This is a genomic window from Actinoplanes sp. NPDC019969, from assembly GCF_055562375.1.
In genome coordinates, this window is the sequence record NZ_JBVHFK010000004.1 from 427,169 (window position 1) to 443,479 (window position 16,311).

The following is a 16,311-nucleotide window of genomic DNA, read 5'->3' on the forward strand; positions in this document are numbered from 1 at the left end:
TGGGTCGTCGATCAGGCCCCGGGCAGAACCTGCTTGATCACGCCGAGGAGCTGGTCCGGCCCGACCGGCTTGACGAGCCAGCCGGTGGCGCCGGCGGCCTTCGCCTCGGCTCGCTTGGTCTGCTCCGACTCGGTGGTCAGCATGAGGATGGGGGTGAAGCGCATGCCCGGGGCCTTGCGGGCCTCGCGGGCGAAGGTGATCCCGTCCATCTGCGGCATGTTGACGTCGCTGATGATCAGGTTCGGCTTGACACCCTTGCTGAGCTTGTCCATCGCCTCCTTGCCGTGGCCCGCCGTCTCGACGGTGTAACCGGCCTTGGTGAGGATCGACTTGAGGCTCATGAGCATGGTGGCGGAGTCGTCGACGAGCATCACAGTGGTCATGGAGGATCGCTTCCCTGCTTGTTGGCTGGGCCGCTGCTCGCTCCGAGCAGCGGCAGCACCTGCGTCGCCAGGAAGGCGTCACTTGGTGCTGAAGAAATCTTCGGACGGAAAAGAAGCAGTGCCTGGAGCGCGCCGGTGTGCAGATGGTTGCAACGCCGCAGGCCCACCTTCGGGCGCTTGGCGGCACGCAGCCAGCCGGTCAGCTGCTCCACCTCGTCGACGGTGACCACGCCGATCAGGTTGGCGGTCTCCTCATGCAACTCGAGCGGCAAGACCGAGCACCTCCTTCATGTTGAGCACCAGCAGGACCAGGCCGTCGCCGAGCAGCGCGGTCCCGGAGAACTCGTCGGCGTAGGTGAGCAGACCCTCCATCGGCTTGAGGATCACGTCGACCTCGCGATGGAACGCCTCGACCAGCAGGCCGATCCGCTGGCCGTTGACGCTGACCACCAGGATCCGCCGGTCCTCGCCCTCGCCGGGCGACCAGGGCATGTCGAGGACCTGGGCCAGGTCGATCACCGGGACCACCTCGCCGCGCATCATCACCACGTCCTGGTGCAGCACCCGGCCCATCTCGCCGACCGGCACCCGGACCGTCTCGACGACCAGGTCGACCGGGATGCCGAACCGCTGCCCGCCCACGCTGACCACCATCACCTGGGTGACGGCCATGGACAGCGGCAGCCGCAGCCGGGTGGAGGTGCCGTGGCCGAACTTCGACTTCATCGTCACGGCGCCGCCGAGCTTCTCCACGCTGGCCCGTACGGCGTCCATGCCGACTCCCCGCCCGGAGAGATCCGAAACCTGATCGGCGGTGGAGAAACCCGGGCGGAACACCAGGTCGACCGCCTCGCTGTCGCTCAGCGTCTCCAGTTCCTCCTCGGAGATCAGGCCTTTCTCGTACGCCTTGCGCTTGACCCGCTCCGGGTCGACGCCCCGCCCGTCGTCCGACACCTCGACGATGACCGCGTCCCCGTCGGCGACCGCCGCGAGGGTGAGGCGGGCGGCGGGCGCCTTGCCCGCGGCGACCCGTTCGTCGGACGGTTCGATGCCGTGGTCCAGGCTGTTGCGCACCAGGTGCACCAGCGGGTCGCCGAGTGCCTCGATGACGTCCTTGTCGGCCATCGTGTCCTCGCCCTCGGTGACCAGTTCGATGGTCTTGCCGAGCCGGCGGCTGAGGTCGCGGACCAGCCGGGGGAACCGGCCGAAGGCCACCGACAGCGGCAGCATCCGGACGTCCATCACGGCGGCCTGGAGTTCCTCGGCGATCCGGTGCAGGCCGGCGTACTGGTCCTTGATCCGGCGGCTGAGCACCCGGCTGCCGAACTCCTCCTCGGCCGCGTCGGCGAGGAAGGTGAGCCCGTTCTTGGCCACGTTCAACTCGCCGACCAGCTCCATCAGCCGGTCCACCTTCTCCTGGTCGACCTTGAGGACCCGGGTGCCGACCTGACCGCCCGGGTCGTCGGCGCGTTTGTCGTCGGCGCGTTCCTCACGCCGTTCCACCGGTTCGACCGGGACCGCGGTGGGCACCGGGGCGGGGGCGGCCTCGCCGGCCAGCCGGACCACCGCCGCGATCAGTTCGTCCCGGCCGGCCTCGGTGAGGTCCTCGGCGATGCCGAGCGCCCGCGCGGCCGACGCGATCGCGTGCCGGACGGACCGGATCCGGGCGCCCTCGGTGACGGCGCCCTCCATGGTCAGGGCGCGGTGGGCGGCGTGCAGCACGGCCCGGGCGTCGGCGGCCAGCTCCGAGTCGATCATCGGGGTGACAGCGGCGAGGACCGGTTCCTCCACGTGCAGCGGCGGTTCGCCGCTGAGGTGCCGGGTGATCGCGTCCGCGTCCAGCTCGACGATCTCGATCTGGTCGGGCACGTAACGGAACAGGTACTCCAGCTCGCCGACGGCGGCCCGGGTGGCGACCCCGAAGGACAGCAGGCAGGCGTACTCGTCGTACTCCTCGGGGGCCGGCCAGGTCTGCGGCTGGACCACGTTGAGCTTGTCCAGGGCGGGCACCTGGCGGATCAGGTGCAGCGGGTCCTCGGCGCGGAAGAAGCAGTCGGTGTCCGGGGTGTACCAGACGAATCGCATCGTCGACGAGGTGGTGGCCAGCCAGGTGGAGGTCTCGGTCAGCCAGTCGGCGTCGAACCAGGCGAGCCACTGCGGCGCCGCGCTGATCACCCGGGCCGGGCCGGCCGACGCCGCGGTCGGCCCGGCGTCCTCGCCGCCGAGCGGGGCGCGCAGCCGGGTGATCAGGCCGGCCGCGTCGGTGCCGGCGCTGGACGGGAGCCGCTCGTGCGCGGTGACGTGGGCCAGCCAGCCGCGGATCAGGTCGAACGCGGCCAGCAGGTCGTCGGTCATGCCGGAGTCGAGGGCGAGCTTGCCGCCCCGTACCTGGTCGAGGAGGTCTTCGGCGGCGTGGGTGAGCCGGGTGAGCTCCGGGAAGTCGAACAGGCCGGAGGAGCCCTTGAAGGTGTGCGCGGCCCGGAACACCTCGTTGACCAGCTCCGGGTCGCCGGGCACACGCTCCAGCTGGAGCAGTCCCTCGTCGACCGAGGCGAGCAGGTCGTTCGCCTCGGCGAGGAACTGGGCGAGCAACGGATTCATGCCGCTTCGTCCTTCCCGGCGGTCAGCATCGTGGCGACCCGGACCAGCCGGTCACCGGTGACCGGTTTGACCAGGTAGAGGTTGGCGCCCGCCTGGTACGCCCGGTCCGCGTCGCCGGGCCGGTCCTCGGTGCTGATCATCACGACCGGGGCGGCGGTGCCGACCGTCTCCGAGCGCAGCGTCTCGACGCAGGTGTAGCCGTTCATCTTGGGCATGTTCACGTCCACCACGTACAGATCGAACTCGGCGCTGAGCGACGCCTCGACCGCCTCCAGGCCGTTCGCCGCCTCGCTCACCTCGAACCCGGCCTCGCTGAGCAGACTGTTGTGGTACATCCGCACCGTGGCGGCGTCGTCGACGACGAGCACCCGGGCTCTGGTCGCGGTTTCCGAGGTCATCACTTGGCTCCGGTCGGTCGCTGGTAGACGAGGCCCTCCGGCAGGCGGCTCGGCGTGAAGATCGGCGAGATGCGGCTCATCGACTCGGAGTGGCCGAGGAAGAGGTAGCCGCCGGGGCGCAGGGCGGCGTACAGGTTCTCCGCGGCCCGGCGGCTGGACAGCTCGTCGAAGTAGATCAGCACGTTGCGGCAGAAGATCACGTCGAAGTCGCGGAACGACCGCATCGACGGGGTGTCGCAGATGTTCACCTTGTGCAGGGTGACGGCGCTGCGGATGCCCTCGTCGACCTGGTAGCGGCCGGCGCCGACGGCGACGAAGTACTTGTTCAGCCAGGCTTTCGGCACCCGCTGCACGGAACGTTCGCCGTAACTGGCGTGCGCAGCCTTGGCGAGCACGTCGCTGTCGATGTCGGCGCCGTGGATCTCGACGTCCACATGGTCGATCTGGTCCCACTCCTCCAGGAGACGAAGTGCGATGGAGTACGGCTCCTCGCCGGTGGAACACGGCAGCGAGAGGATCTTCACCGGCCCGACGATCCGCCCGACCCCGCCCCGGGCCGCCAGCACGTTCGGCAGCACCGTGCTGAGCATCGCGTCGAACTGGTAGTCCTCGCGCAGGAAGTACGTCTCGTTGACGGTGAGCTGGTTGATCAGCTCCTGCAGCATGTCGCCCTTGTCGGACGTGCGCAGGGCGGCGAACCAGCTCGCGAACGTGTCGTACCGGGAGTTACGGATGCAGGTGTCGATCCGCTTGTCCACGAAGTAGCGCTTCGCCGCGGTGAAGTGAATGCCGGTCCGCTTGTAGAAGTACTCGCAGAACCGGGTGAAGTCGGCGTCGGTGAGCCCGGTGGCGGTGTTGCTCGCCATCACGCCGTCCCGGTCAACCGGGGCAGCGCCGAGTTCACCGTGAACCGCAGGAACGGATCGTCGGGGAACCGTTCCAGCGCCGCGCGCAGCAGGTCGGCGTCGTCCGGGCCGGCCGACGGCAGCATCGCGTCGATGGCGCCGGTGACCACGTTCGGGTGCGGGTCCTCGCAGATCATCCGGACCAGCCAGTCGTGCGCGTCGGGATGCTGCAGGTCGGCCAGGATCATCGCGGTCATCACCCGGACGTCGTGGTCGGGGGCGGCGAGCAGGTTCGGCAGCAGCGCCGGAACCGACCGGGGCATGGTGGCCAGCGCCGCCGCGACGGCGGTGCGCAGGGTGGCCTCGTCACTGGCCAGGTGTACGGCCAGGCCGCCCGCGACGTCCTCGGTGTCGTGCGCCGCCAGCGTGGTCAGCATCGACTCCAGGACCCGCGGGTCGTCCTCGGTGCCGACCCGGGCCAGCAGGTCGGGCACCGCCTCCGGCGTCTCGGCCAGGCCCAGCGCCGCCTCGCGCCGGCAGTCCGGGTCCGGGTCGTCCAGCTGGGCCAGGAGCGCCTCGACCGGCGGCCTCTCCGGCAGCGCCTCCTCCGGTTGCTGCGGAGCCTGCTTGCGGATGAGTCCCATGGTGCTCAACCTCTTCCTTGCGCCGCGCGTCAGCGGACCCAGTCGGCCAGCCGGTCAGCGATCTCGTACGAGGGCAGAACTTCGGTGGCGCCACCGCGACGGGCCAGCTCTCCCGGCATGCCCCACACCACCGCGGTCTCCTCGGATTCGGCGATGGTCCGGCCGCCGCCCTCCTTGACCGCGGCCATCTCGGTGGCCCCGTCGTCGCCCATGCCGGTGAGCAGCGCGCACACCAGCCGCTGCGGGTCGATGTAGCGCCGCGCCGAGGCGACCAGGCGGTCCACGCTCGGGTGCCAGCGGTACTCGGCGGCCGCCGGGACGGTCTTGACGATCAGCCCGTCGGTGCGGCGCGCCACCACGACGTCGGCGTTCCCCCGCCCGATGTAGATGTTCCCCCGCTGCACGTTCATGATCCGGTCGACCTCGTGCACCCGCAGCGGGCAGATCTCGTCGAGCCGCCGGGCCAGCGCCGCGGTGAACGACGCCGGGATGTGCTGCGCCACCACCACCGGCGCGCCGAGCGTGGCGGGCAGGCCCGGCAGCAGGTCGGACAGCAGCGCCGGGCCGCCGGTGGACGATCCGATCAGGAGCAGGTCCACCGAGCCGACCGCACTCAGCTGCCGCCGGCCCGGCGGCGGGACGGCGGCCCTCTGCGTCTGCGCCCGGAGCCGGGCGCTCAGCCCACCGGCCCGTTTGATCCGTGACTTGGCGGCGCTGCGGACCTTGCCGACCAGCTCGGTCGCCACCTCGTCGATGTTCAGTGACACGGTGCCGCCCGGCTTCGGCACGTAGTCCACCGCGCCGAGCTCCAGCGCCTCCAGGGTCACCAGGGCGTTGTGCTCGGTCAGGGAGGAGACCATCACCACCGGTACGGGATGCTCCTCCATGATCTTCGAAAGGCAGGTGAGCCCGTCCATCTCCGGCATGTTGATGTCCAGGGTCACCACGTCCGGTTGAATGCGGCCGAGTTGTTCGAGGGCGTCCACGCCGTTGCGGGCGGTGTGCACCTCGAAATCGCCGGCCTCGGCCAGGATCCCCTTGAGCGCACGACGCATCAGCGCCGAGTCATCGACGACCAGTACGGAGGTGGGGGGCACCGGAGACTCCGATCAGACGGTGGCGAGAGCCTCGCCGACGAGGTTCTCGCACAGTTCCGCGGCCTGGTCCGCCTGCTCCGCGGCGAGCAGCTGGTCGACCTGGACGAGCAGCAGCATCCGCTGCTGATCGGGCAGGTTCGCCACCCGGGAGACCACCCGGGCCTGTTCCGCCGAGAGTTCCGGCGCCGGTTCGAGGACGTTGCGGCCGACCCGGGCGACCTCGGCCACCGAGTCCACGATGAACCCGGTCCGGACCCCGCCGATGATCAGCACCACGATCCGCTGGCGTTCGTCGCGTTCCGAGCGGCCCAGCCCGAGCCGGGTCCGCAGGTCCACCACCGGCAGCACGGTGCCGCGCAGGTTGACCAGGCCCTCGACGAAGTCGAAGGACTTCGGCACCCGGATCAGCGCCGCCGGCACCCGGATGATCTCCTGGACCGCGTCGACGTCGACGGCGTACTCCTCGTCGTCGAGGCGGAACACCACGAACAGCTCCTCGTCGCCGCGGCCGTCGTCGGCCGCGCCACCCGGTTCGTCGGCCATGTCGTACTCGTCCTCCCGCCGGTAGTCGGCGATCTCGTTGCGTACCTCCGGCGAATCGAACATCCGGTTCACGCTCAGCACCGACACCAGGCGTTTGCCGTCCTCGAGCCGGCACACCGACTCCACCTCGGTGCTGCGCCCGTCGCCGGTCACCACGGTGGGCAGCGGGGCGACCAGCTGGTGCGGCACCCGCAGCACCTCCCGCACGGTGTCCATCACCACGCCGACCACGCCGCCGTCGATGGAGACCACCACGATCCGGTTCTGCGGTTCGAGGGGCGTCACCGGCAGCCCGAACACCCGGCGCATGCTCACCACCGGCAGCAGCCGGCCGCGCAGGTCGATCACGCCGAGCACCCGGCTGCCCGCGTTCGGCACGTGGCTCACCGACTCGGGCGCCTGGACGATCTCCTGCACCTGGTCGATCGGGAGCGCGTACTCCTGGCCCTCCACCGCGAAGCTGACCAGCTCCAGGGTGTCGTCCAGCTCGGCGTCCTCGTCGGTCTCGGCCGCGAGCCGGGTGACCGCGGTGCTGTCCCGGCCGGTCCGTTTCTCGGATAGCCGGGAGAACTGGCTGCCGATCAGGCTGTCCACGTCCAGCACGGTGGTCATCTCGCCGTCCCCGGACTTGATCACCCCGACCAGCACGTCGGAGCGGACCGTGGCCTGCACCGCGTCGGCCGGCTCCACCTGCTGCGGGTCGATGCTGATCACGCTGGCCACCCGGTCGACCACGAAGCCGAGCGGCACGCCGCCGTCGACCACGATGACGCGGGTGGTCTCGTCGTGTTCGGCCTGCTGCATCGAGCAGCAGATGCGCAGGTTGACCACCGGCAGCACCCGGCCGCGCAGGTTCGCCAGGCCCTCCAGCGAGGGCGGGCCGAGCGGCACCTTGACCACCGCCGGCATCCGGATGATCTCCTGGACCCGGCGCATCGGGAACGCGTACCGCTCCCCCAGCATGTCGAAAGTCACGAAGTCGCTGTTCTCGTCGAACTCCTCGGCGAGATCGTCGTCGGCGTCCATCGGGTGTCCCTCCCCTTCCGGGCGCTCAGGCGGCGTTCTGCAGCTCGTCGGCGAGCGCGGCGATCTCCTCGACCGCGGCCGCGAGCTCCTCGGCGCCCTGTGCCTGCTCCTTGGCGGCCGTCGAGGACTGGGCGGCGAGCTGTTCGGCCTCGTTGGCGGACGACGAGATCTGCTCCAGCCCGACCTTGACCTCGGCGAGCACGCTGGCGATCTGCTCGGCCGACTCGCGGACCTCGGCGTTGCCGCCGCGGACCTGCTGCATGTCGCGCTCGATCTCCTCCAGCCGGGCGGTGGTCGCCTTGGCCGACTCCACCTCGGCCAGCGACAGCCGGCTGGTCTCCTCCAGGTCGGCACGAACCTCGACGATCCGGTCCTGCACCGACTTGACCAGGTCCTTGATCCGGTCGGCGTTGTCCGCCGAGTCGCGGGCCAGGTTACGGATGTCGGTGGACACCACCGCGAAGCCCTTGCCGAACTCGCCGGCCCGCGCCGACTCGACCGACCCGTTGACGGCCAGCATGTTGGTCTGGATCGACACGTTCGCGATGGCGTCGACGATCTTGTCGATGCGGCGGGAGATCTGCTCCAGCTCGGTGACCTTGCGGACGTTGTCGATGCCCTCCCGGGCCGCCGTGCCGATCGCGTTGATCATCGAGTCGACGGCCTCCTTGTTGGTGCCCAGCAGTTCGAGGATCACGTCGGCGCGCTCCACGGCGGCACCGCCCCGTTCCGCCGAGAGCTGGGCGCCCCGCTCGATCTGGTTGACCGCCTCGGCGGTCTGCTGGCCCTTCTCGGCCGCCGTACGCGCCCCGGTGTTGATCTCGTTGATCGCCACGTTGATCTGGGTGGCGGCCCGGTTGATCTCCTCCACCGCCGCGGACAGCTGCTCCGCCGCGGAGGCCACCTCCTCGGCGCTCTTGGCGATGTCGGTGCTGCTGCGCAGCGTCTCGGACACCTCGGCCAGCGACTCCGCGGCCTGCTCGCTCTGCCGCAGCGCCTGGGTCTGCTGGGCGACCGTCTGCAGCGACTCCTCGCACGCCGCGGACTGCTGCTCGGCCGCCGCGGCGATCTCCTCGGACCGCTGCTTGGCACTGCCGGCCGCCTTCATGGCCTGCACGGCGGCGGCGGCCATCTCGGTCGCCCCGGCCATGATCGTGCCCATGTCGGCGCGGATCGTCTCCAGCTGCGAGGTGATCGTCTTGCCCTTCTCCACCTCGCCCCGGGCCGTCTCGGCGGAGGTCTGCACCGCGCCGGCGATCTCGGTGACGCTGGTGCGCACCTCGTCGATCAGGTCGCGGATCTGCCGGGCGCTGCGCTCGCTGGTCTCGGCCAGCGTCCGCACCTCGTCGGCGACCACGGCGAAACCCTTGCCGTGCTGCCGGGCCCGGGCCGCCTCGATCGCCGCGTTCAGGGCCAGCAGGTTGGTCTGGTCGGCGATGTGCGCGACCGTCTTGACGATCTCGCCGATCTCGTCGGCCTGCTTCTCCAGCTCGGTGATGGTCGCCACCGAGGCCGACTGCCGGGTGGAGGCGCTGTCCACGTTCGCCAGCAGGTTGCTGATCCCGTTCCGGGTCTCGCCGAGCAGGCCCTGCAGCGCCTGGCTCAGGTCGGCGACCTGGCGGGTGGTCTGCTCCTGGCGGCCCACCCGCTCCTCGATCTGGTTCATCGCGGCCAGGCTCTGCTGGGTGGCGCCGGACGCCTCCTCGGCGCCGGCCGAGATCTGCTGCATCGACTCGGACAGTTGCCGGGACGCCTCGGCGGCCTCGGCGTTCTGGGCGGAGATCTCCGCGGTGGCCGACGCGATCCGCTCGGCCGCCTGCTGCTGTTTGGCCACCGAGCGGGCCTGGCGCCGGCTCGCGTCCGGATCGGCGCCGCGAGCCGGGCGGGCCGGGGCCGACGCCGCGGGGCGGGCGGCCCGGGCGCTGTCGGTGCTGCGGCCGCTGGTGGTGCTGGTGAGGGGCATGGGTGAACTCCCATCTGAGTCCGGTTGATCCGGCGCACGCGGGGTCGGATCCGCCGCGATCCGGGAGCACGACCTGAGCGGCCCCCTCCGACCAGGGAAATCCTGGCACTGGCCGAAACCTCGACGAGGAGATATTCATCGAGTTCACAGCGGGTTTGGCGGGATCCGGAACGGGCAAACGGGCGGTCTGACCCCACGCACTATCGAAAGGGCGACGATGAGCGACCCGCGTACCGACGGCGAACTGTCCAACACGATTCCCGCGGGAACCGACCCGGAGGAACTGCGCAACGGCGGACCGGCCGGCGAAGGCCTTCTCACCACCACCGGTGGCACGGCGGGGCCGGCCAGTTTCCCGGACCGGCCGCGTACCGGGCCCGGCGTGGCGAACCCGACGACCGGCGACGCCACCACCGGGGCGATGCGGGTCGAGGAGGAGTACACCAGCGACAACGCCGGCTGAACGGTCGGCTACCGTCCACCCTCATGCGCGCACTGGTACAGACCGTGAGCCGGGCGAGTGTGACGGTGGGTGACGAGGTGGTCGGCACGATCGAGGACGGCCTGCTGGTGCTGGTCGGGGTCACTCACGACGACACCCCGGCCAAGGCCGCCGAACTGGCCCGCAAGACCTGGGAGATGCGCGTCCTGGACGACCGGTCGGCCGCCGACCTCGGCGCGCCGCTCCTGGTGGTCAGCCAGTTCACGTTGTACGGCGACGCGCGGAAGGGCCGGCGCCCGAGCTGGAGCGCGGCCGCGCCGGCCGAGATCGCCGAACCGCTGATCGGCGAGTACGTGACAGCGCTGCGCGCCCGGGGAGCGACCGTGGAGACCGGCCGCTTCCGGGCGCACATGCTGGTGGAATCGGTGAACGCCGGACCGTGCACGGTCCTGCTGGAGCTCTGAGAACCTTCGGCGTGTGGAGTTCGGCCGGCATACACGCCCGAACTCCACACGCTGGTTCTGTCTAGAAGAACAGGCCGCGGCGCTGCGCGGACTGGCGCAGCCACTGGTCGAGGCGGGACACCCAGTCGATCTGGTCGGCGGTCGCGTAGTCGACGTCGAAGCTGCCGAACGCGTCGTGACCCTCGGTGAAGACACCGCCGCGCTTGTCCAGCTCCAGGACCACCTGCAGTTTCTGCGGGGTGGGCAGGAAGGTCAGCTCCAGCTGGTTGATGCCGCTCGCGTACTGCGGGGGCGGGTAGAACTCGATCTCCTGGTAGAACGGCAGGTGCTGCTCGACCCCGTAGATCCGGCCCTTCTCCACGTCGGCCTTGCTGAACCGGAAACCGATCTGCAGCAGCGCGTTGAGAATCCGCTCCTGGGCCGGCAGCGGGTGCACGGCGACAGCGTCCAGATCGGACTTGTCGACGGCGCGGGCCACCTCGAGCTCGGTCGCCAGGCCCATGGTCATGCCGTGCAGGCGCTGACCGTACAGATCCGTGATCGGGGTCTGCCAGGGCACCTCGAACCGGAACGGGACGTCGTGCCGGGCGCCGGGCTCCAGCTTGAACGAGCCGGTCAGCCGCTGGCGGTGGAACTCCTGGTTCGTCTGGTACTCACTGTCGCCGCTCTCCACCTCGACCCGGGTCGTCAGGCCGACCGCGACGTACTCGATGTCGGTGGCGTGGTCGCCGCCGACCACCTGCACCCGGCCCTCCAGGAAACCGCCGGGGTACGTGTTCGGGTTGGTGAGCACGGTGTCGACCGACGGGCCGCCGACCCCGAACGCCTGCATCATTCGTTTGAAGACCACGGTGGCTCCCTTTCCTAGGCCCCGCACATTATCGAGTTCCGGCAACACGCGCAGGTGACCCGAACGTCTGAGTTGTCGGCTTGTCGACGTCAGGGTTCTCCCCCATTCATGCCACCTGGACGCTGGCCTCACCTCCGCTTAACGCGCCGCGGACGAAGCTTGCCCTCACACCGGCACGAATGCGGTTGGCACGAACGAGACGTTATCGCGGGGAGGGGACTCAAAGTGGTCCTGGAGATGAAGGCGTCGGAGTCCATGACGGTTGAGAACAGCATGACCGACGAAGTCGAGCAGCTCGTCGACCTGGACGCCACGGACGAGCGCGGTGTCTCAGCCGACCTGGTCCGCGCCTACCTCAACGGTATCGGGCGCACCCGCCTGCTGACCGCCGTCGAGGAGGTCACGCTCTCCAAGCGCATCGAGGCGGGGCTGTACGCCGAGGAGAAGCTCCCCACGGCCGCCGCCGACCTGGCGCCCCTGCTGCGTGTCATCGCCGCCGAGGGCCGCGCCGCCAAGAACCACCTGCTCGAGGCCAACCTGCGCCTCGTCGTCAGCATCGCCAAGCGGTACACCGGCCGCGGCATGGCCTTCCTCGACCTGATCCAGGAGGGCAACCTCGGCCTGATCCGCGCCGTCGAGAAGTTCGACTACACCAAGGGCTACAAGTTCTCGACGTACGCCACCTGGTGGATCCGGCAGGCCATCACCCGCGCCATGGCCGACCAGGCCCGCACCATCCGCATCCCGGTGCACATGGTCGAGCAGGTCAACCGCATGGTCCGCGCCCGCCGGGACCTGGCCGCCTCGCTGGGCCGTGAGCCGAGCATCGCCGAGATCGCCAAGGCCATGGACGTGCCCGAGTTCCAGGTCATCGAGCTGATCTCGTACGACCGGGAGCCGGTCAGCCTGGACCAGGCCGTCGGCGAGGACGGCGAGAGCGCCCTCGGTGACTTCGTCGCCGCCGTCGACCCGAACGTGCCCGGTGAGGGCCACACCCAGGGCGAGCTGCGCAGCGAGGTGGAGATCGTGCTGTCCACCCTGTCCGAGCGGGAGTCCGCGGTGATCCGGCTGCGCTTCGGCCTGGACGACGGCCGGCAGCGCACCCTCGACGAGGTGGGCCGCGAGTTCGGTCTCAGCCGCGAGCGGATCCGCCAGATCGAGAAGGTGACGATGCTGAAGCTGCGTGACCCCGAGCGGGCGTCCCGGCTCGAGGCCTACGCCGTCTGATTCACACGCTCCGCAACCTCCGGGGGCCGGTGTCCGGCCGGGCCCCCGGGTCGCCGAACTCGACGGCGGCGTGCAGCACCGACCATCCGTCCGGCCGGGCCAGCACCGGGTTCAGCGTCAGCGACCGGACCCGCGGGTGCTCGTCGGCGAGCCGGCCCACCCGCAGCAGCAGATCGATCAGGGCGGCCCGGTCCACCGGGGTCGCCCCGCGGTAACCGTGCAACAGCGGCGCCGCCCGTGGCTCGTCCACGAGCGCCTCGGCGGCCCGGTCGGTGAGCGGCGCGGCCCGCCAGGCCAGATCACCCAGCAACTCGCTGGCGACCCCGCCCAGGCCGAAACCGATCACCGGGCCGAACGCCGGGTCCTCGACCATCTCGACAGTGCAGGCCACACCCGGCGGCACCATGGTCTGCACCAGGACGTCCGGGCCGAACTCGCCGGCCAGCTCGCGGTACGCCGTGCGTACCCCCGGCTCGTCAGCAACCGCGAGGCGCACCGCGCCGAGGTCGATCCGGTGCCGCAACGCACCGCCCGCCGCCTTGAGCGCGACCGGATAGCCCAGCTCAGCCGCCGCCGCGACGGCCTGCTCCACGTCACCGGCCAGAGTGGACGGGACCACCGGGATGCCGTACGCCGCGAGCAGCCCGGCCGCCGACTCGGCGGCCACCGCGGCCTCCGCCGCCTCCGGGTCCACTCCGGACAACACCGGCGTGATGCCCGGCGGACGGCGCAGCCAATCGGCGTAACCGACCACCCGCGACAGCGCGCGCACCGCCTCCTCGACCGACGGATAGGCGGGCACCCGCGGCGGCGCCTGACCGAAGACCATCGTCGCGACCGTCGGTTTCTCACCGGCCAGGGCGACGCTGGCGAGCGCGGCCGCGAAGTCCGCGTCCTCGTCGGCGTGCCGGCCCGGCATCGGCGGCGCGAACACCACCACCAGCGCGTCCACCGACGGGTCGACCGCCGCGTCGGCCAGCGCGTCGGCGAGATCGTGGGCGCCCGCCTCCGGACCGGTGTCGCGGGGATAGCCGCCGGCCACCTCCAGCCCGGCGGCCCGGCAGGCGACCACCGCCAGCTCGGACAGCGCGGACGAGTTGCCGACCACGGCGACCCGGCGGCCGGACGGCAGCGGCTGGTGGGCCAGCAGCATGCCGACGTCGAACAGCTCCTGCACGGTGTCCACCCGGATCACACCGGACCGGGCGAACAGGGCGGTCACCGCGTGCGCGTCCGGGCCCGGCGCGTCACCGGCCAGGCCCGGCGGGCGGGTCGCCGAGGCCACCGCCACCACCGGCTTGACCCGGCTGATGCGGCGGGCCAGGCGGGCGAACTTGCGCGGGTTGCCGAACGTCTCCAGGTACAGCAGCACGACGTCGGTGCCGGGATCGTCCTGCCAGTACTGCAGCAGGTCGTTGCCGGAGACGTCGGCCCGGTTGCCGGCCGACACGAAACTGGACAGGCCCAGGCCACGCCGGTCGGCCTCGGCCAGCAGCGCGACACCGAGCGCGCCGCTCTGGCTGAAGAACCCGACCCGGCCGGCCATCGGCAGGCGTGGCGACAGGGTGGCGTTGAGGCGTACCCCCGGGTCGGTGTTGGCGATGCCGAAGCTGCTCGGGCCGATCACCCGCAAGCCTGCCGCACGCGCCGCCTCGACCAGGTTGCGCTGCTGCGCGGCGCCCTCGGCGCCGGTCTCGGCGAAGCCCGCCGAGACCACCACACCCCCGCCCGCCCCGGCGCGGGCGGCATCCCGTCCGGCCTCCGCGACACGGTCGGCCGGGACGGCGATCAGGGCCAGGTCGATCGGGACACCGGCGTCGGCGGCGTTGCGGTACGCCGTGAGCCCCGCCACCCGTTCCGCGGTGGGATGCACCGGCACGACCTGGCCGGTGTAGCCGCCGTCGCGCAGGTTGCCGAGCATGTGGGCGCCGATCCCGTGCCCGGTCGCGCTGGCGCCGTAGATCGCGATGCCGCGAGGCGCCAGCAGCCGGGCGATCGACCGGGCCTCGGTCAGATGCTCGCGGGACTCCTGCACCTCCCGCGACTTCTCGGTCGGCTCGATCGGGAAGCTGAGATGGACCACCCCGTCGGCGTACCGGCGCTGCACCTGGAATCCGGAGTCGCCGAAGACCCGCAGCATGCCGCCGTTCTCCGGGAGCACCTCGGCGACGAACCGGGTGATCCCGTTCTGCCGGGCCGCGTCGGCGAGATGCTCCAGCAGCACCGAGCCGATGCCGCGGCCCTGATGCGCGTCCTCGACCACGAAGGCGACCTCGGCGTCCGGCGAGTCGGGGCCGAGACGTTCGTACCGCCCGACCGACGTGATCCGGCCGTCGGCGAGGGTGACGAACGCCTCCCGGTCACGGTGGTCGACGTTGACGAAGCGCTGCAGGTCCCGCTCCGGGATACGCGGATAGGGGGAGAAGTAGCGGAGATAGCGGGTGCGATCGCTCATCCGGGAGTGGAAGTCCACGATGGCCGGCGCGTCCTCCGGGCGGATTCGCCGCAGGTGCACGGAGCTGCCGTCGGCGAGCAGGACGTCTGCGCTTCGGTTCACGTCGTCAGTCCCGGGGGTCGTGCGGGTCCAGGCCGTGCAGCGGGAAGACCGCCGTCCGGGTGGCGAGGATCGCCCGGTCCACCGGGTCCTCACTCGTCCCCGGCCAGGACTCGATCGCCGGCTCGACCCCGTCGGTCATCGTCTCCGGGACGGTCGCATCGGGACGGCGGGCGGCGGCCAGCGAACGCCACCGCGGCGGGGTCGGCGTGCCCGGCGCCAGCGGCTCGCCGGTGGCCACCGCGAGCAGGTGCGACCAGGCCCGGGGCACCACCTCGACGAGCGCGTACCCCCCGCCGCCGGTGGCCACCCAGCGGCCGTCGCACAGCTCGTCGGCGAGCGCCCGCATCGCGATGTAGGCGGCCCGCTGGCCGTCCACCGACAGTTTCAGGTCGGCGAGCGGGTCGAGCCGGTGGGCGTCGGCGCCGCACTGGCTGACGATGATCTCCGGTGCGAACGCCCGGACCACCGACGGCACGATCGCGTGGAAGGCCCGCAGCCAGGCGGCGTCGCCGGTGCCCGGGGGCAGGGGCACGTTGACGGCGGTGCCCTCGGCGTTCGGCCCGCCGGTCTCGTCGGCGAACCCGGTGCCGGGGAACAGCGCCAGCGGCGTCTCGTGCAGGCTCACCGTGAGCACCCGCGGATCGTCGTAGAAGGCGGCCTGCACCCCGTCGCCGTGGTGCACGTCGACGTCGATGTAGGCGACCCGCTGCGCGCCGTTGGCCAGCAGCCAGGCGATCGCCACCGCGGGGTCGTTGTAGACACAGAAACCGGCGGCCCGGGCCGGCATCGCGTGGTGCAGGCCGCCGGCCACGTTGACCGCCCGTCGGGCCACCCCCTGCCAGACGGCGCGGGCGGCGGCGAGCGTGGCGCCGCAGATCCGGGCGGACGCCTGGTGCATGCCGTCGAAGACCGGGTTGTCCGGTGTGTTCAGTCCCCAGCCGGTGAAGAACGGATCGATCGGGGCGAGGCGGACCGCGTCCAGGTAGTCGGCGCGGTGCACGCGGGTGAGATCGGTCTCGGCCGCCTCGGCCGGAGTGACCAACTGCACTCCCGGCCGGTCGAGGATCCCCAGCTCCCGGGCGAGCGCCATGGTCAGCTCGACCCGCACCGGATTGAGCGGATGATCGCCCATGTCGTAGTCGAGCAGGGCGCTGTCCCACACCACCGCTGTCGTGTCGTCCGCCATGACCGACATGCTCCCACGTCAGGCTGTCCCCCGGTCGTGGGCGATGTGTGGTTAGCACACGTGTTCCGCCGTCGGGTAGGGTCGC

General features: G+C 71.3%; 15 protein-coding genes. 3 read left to right on the forward strand and 12 right to left on the reverse strand.

Annotated elements, in window-relative coordinates; translation table 11 throughout:
* Positions 1-11: 11 nt before the first annotated feature.
* From ACZ3II_RS15375 to ACZ3II_RS15415, 9 genes are read right to left on the reverse strand one after another with little or no spacing between them, the layout of a single operon-like run.
* Entirely contained in the window at positions 12-383 is a 372-nt protein-coding gene (locus ACZ3II_RS15375) for a response regulator (protein WP_465518274.1), read from the reverse strand.
* Positions 380-655, reverse strand: a complete 276-nt coding sequence (locus tag ACZ3II_RS15380) for a hypothetical protein (RefSeq protein ID WP_465518275.1) — start codon at positions 653-655, stop codon at positions 380-382. Before ACZ3II_RS15380 ends, ACZ3II_RS15375 begins: the two co-directional genes overlap by 4 nt.
* Complete coding sequence (locus tag ACZ3II_RS15385) at positions 636-2,984, reverse strand: chemotaxis protein CheA (protein ID WP_465518276.1); 2,349 nt, start codon at positions 2,982-2,984, stop codon at positions 636-638. The genes ACZ3II_RS15380 and ACZ3II_RS15385 overlap by 20 nt, the downstream gene beginning before the upstream one ends.
* Positions 2,981-3,382 (reverse strand): response regulator, encoded by a 402-nt coding sequence (locus tag ACZ3II_RS15390; protein ID WP_465518277.1) that lies wholly within the window; start codon positions 3,380-3,382, stop codon positions 2,981-2,983. Before ACZ3II_RS15390 ends, ACZ3II_RS15385 begins: the two co-directional genes overlap by 4 nt.
* A complete protein-coding gene (locus ACZ3II_RS15395; protein WP_465518278.1) occupies positions 3,382-4,248 on the reverse strand; it encodes a CheR family methyltransferase in 867 nt (288 codons plus the stop codon). Before ACZ3II_RS15395 ends, ACZ3II_RS15390 begins: the two co-directional genes overlap by 1 nt.
* Positions 4,248-4,871 carry a HEAT repeat domain-containing protein gene (locus ACZ3II_RS15400; RefSeq protein ID WP_465518279.1) on the reverse strand — a complete coding sequence of 208 codons (624 nt, stop codon included), beginning with the start codon at positions 4,869-4,871 and terminating at the stop codon, positions 4,248-4,250. Before ACZ3II_RS15400 ends, ACZ3II_RS15395 begins: the two co-directional genes overlap by 1 nt.
* 29 nt (positions 4,872-4,900) lie before the next feature.
* On the reverse strand, positions 4,901-5,968 hold the full coding sequence (gene cheB / locus ACZ3II_RS15405; protein WP_465518280.1) for a chemotaxis-specific protein-glutamate methyltransferase CheB: 1,068 nt from the start codon (positions 5,966-5,968) through the stop codon (positions 4,901-4,903).
* Between the two features lie 12 nt (positions 5,969-5,980).
* Positions 5,981-7,537: a chemotaxis protein CheW gene (locus ACZ3II_RS15410; protein WP_465518281.1), complete on the reverse strand. Its 1,557-nt coding sequence runs from the start codon at positions 7,535-7,537 to the stop codon at positions 5,981-5,983.
* A 25-nt stretch (positions 7,538-7,562) separates the two neighbouring features.
* Entirely contained in the window at positions 7,563-9,500 is a 1,938-nt protein-coding gene (locus tag ACZ3II_RS15415) for a methyl-accepting chemotaxis protein (RefSeq protein ID WP_465518282.1), read from the reverse strand.
* Between the two features lie 217 nt (positions 9,501-9,717).
* On the opposite strand from ACZ3II_RS15415, the gene ACZ3II_RS15420 reads away from it, so the two are divergent.
* Positions 9,718-9,963, forward strand: a complete 246-nt coding sequence (locus ACZ3II_RS15420) for a hypothetical protein (protein WP_465518283.1) — start codon at positions 9,718-9,720, stop codon at positions 9,961-9,963.
* A gap of 23 nt (positions 9,964-9,986) precedes the next feature.
* Complete coding sequence (gene dtd / locus ACZ3II_RS15425; protein ID WP_465518284.1) at positions 9,987-10,406, forward strand: D-aminoacyl-tRNA deacylase; 420 nt, start codon at positions 9,987-9,989, stop codon at positions 10,404-10,406.
* A gap of 61 nt (positions 10,407-10,467) precedes the next feature.
* Here dtd and ACZ3II_RS15430 read toward each other — a convergent pair whose 3' ends face one another.
* Positions 10,468-11,256, reverse strand: a complete 789-nt coding sequence (locus ACZ3II_RS15430; protein WP_465518285.1) for a sporulation protein — start codon at positions 11,254-11,256, stop codon at positions 10,468-10,470.
* Positions 11,257-11,529: 273 nt separating this feature from the next.
* On the opposite strand from ACZ3II_RS15430, the gene sigB reads away from it, so the two are divergent.
* Positions 11,530-12,483 (forward strand): RNA polymerase sigma factor SigB, encoded by a 954-nt coding sequence (gene sigB / locus ACZ3II_RS15435; protein WP_465518286.1) that lies wholly within the window; start codon positions 11,530-11,532, stop codon positions 12,481-12,483.
* A 1-nt stretch (position 12,484) separates the two neighbouring features.
* Here the strand turns inward: sigB and ACZ3II_RS15440 are convergent, their stop codons facing one another.
* Positions 12,485-15,040 (reverse strand): bifunctional acetate--CoA ligase family protein/GNAT family N-acetyltransferase, encoded by a 2,556-nt coding sequence (locus tag ACZ3II_RS15440; protein WP_465518287.1) that lies wholly within the window; start codon positions 15,038-15,040, stop codon positions 12,485-12,487.
* 4 nt (positions 15,041-15,044) lie between these two features.
* A complete protein-coding gene (locus ACZ3II_RS15445) occupies positions 15,045-16,226 on the reverse strand; it encodes an acetoin utilization protein AcuC (protein ID WP_465518288.1) in 1,182 nt (393 codons plus the stop codon).
* Positions 16,227-16,311: the final 85 nt, after the last annotated feature.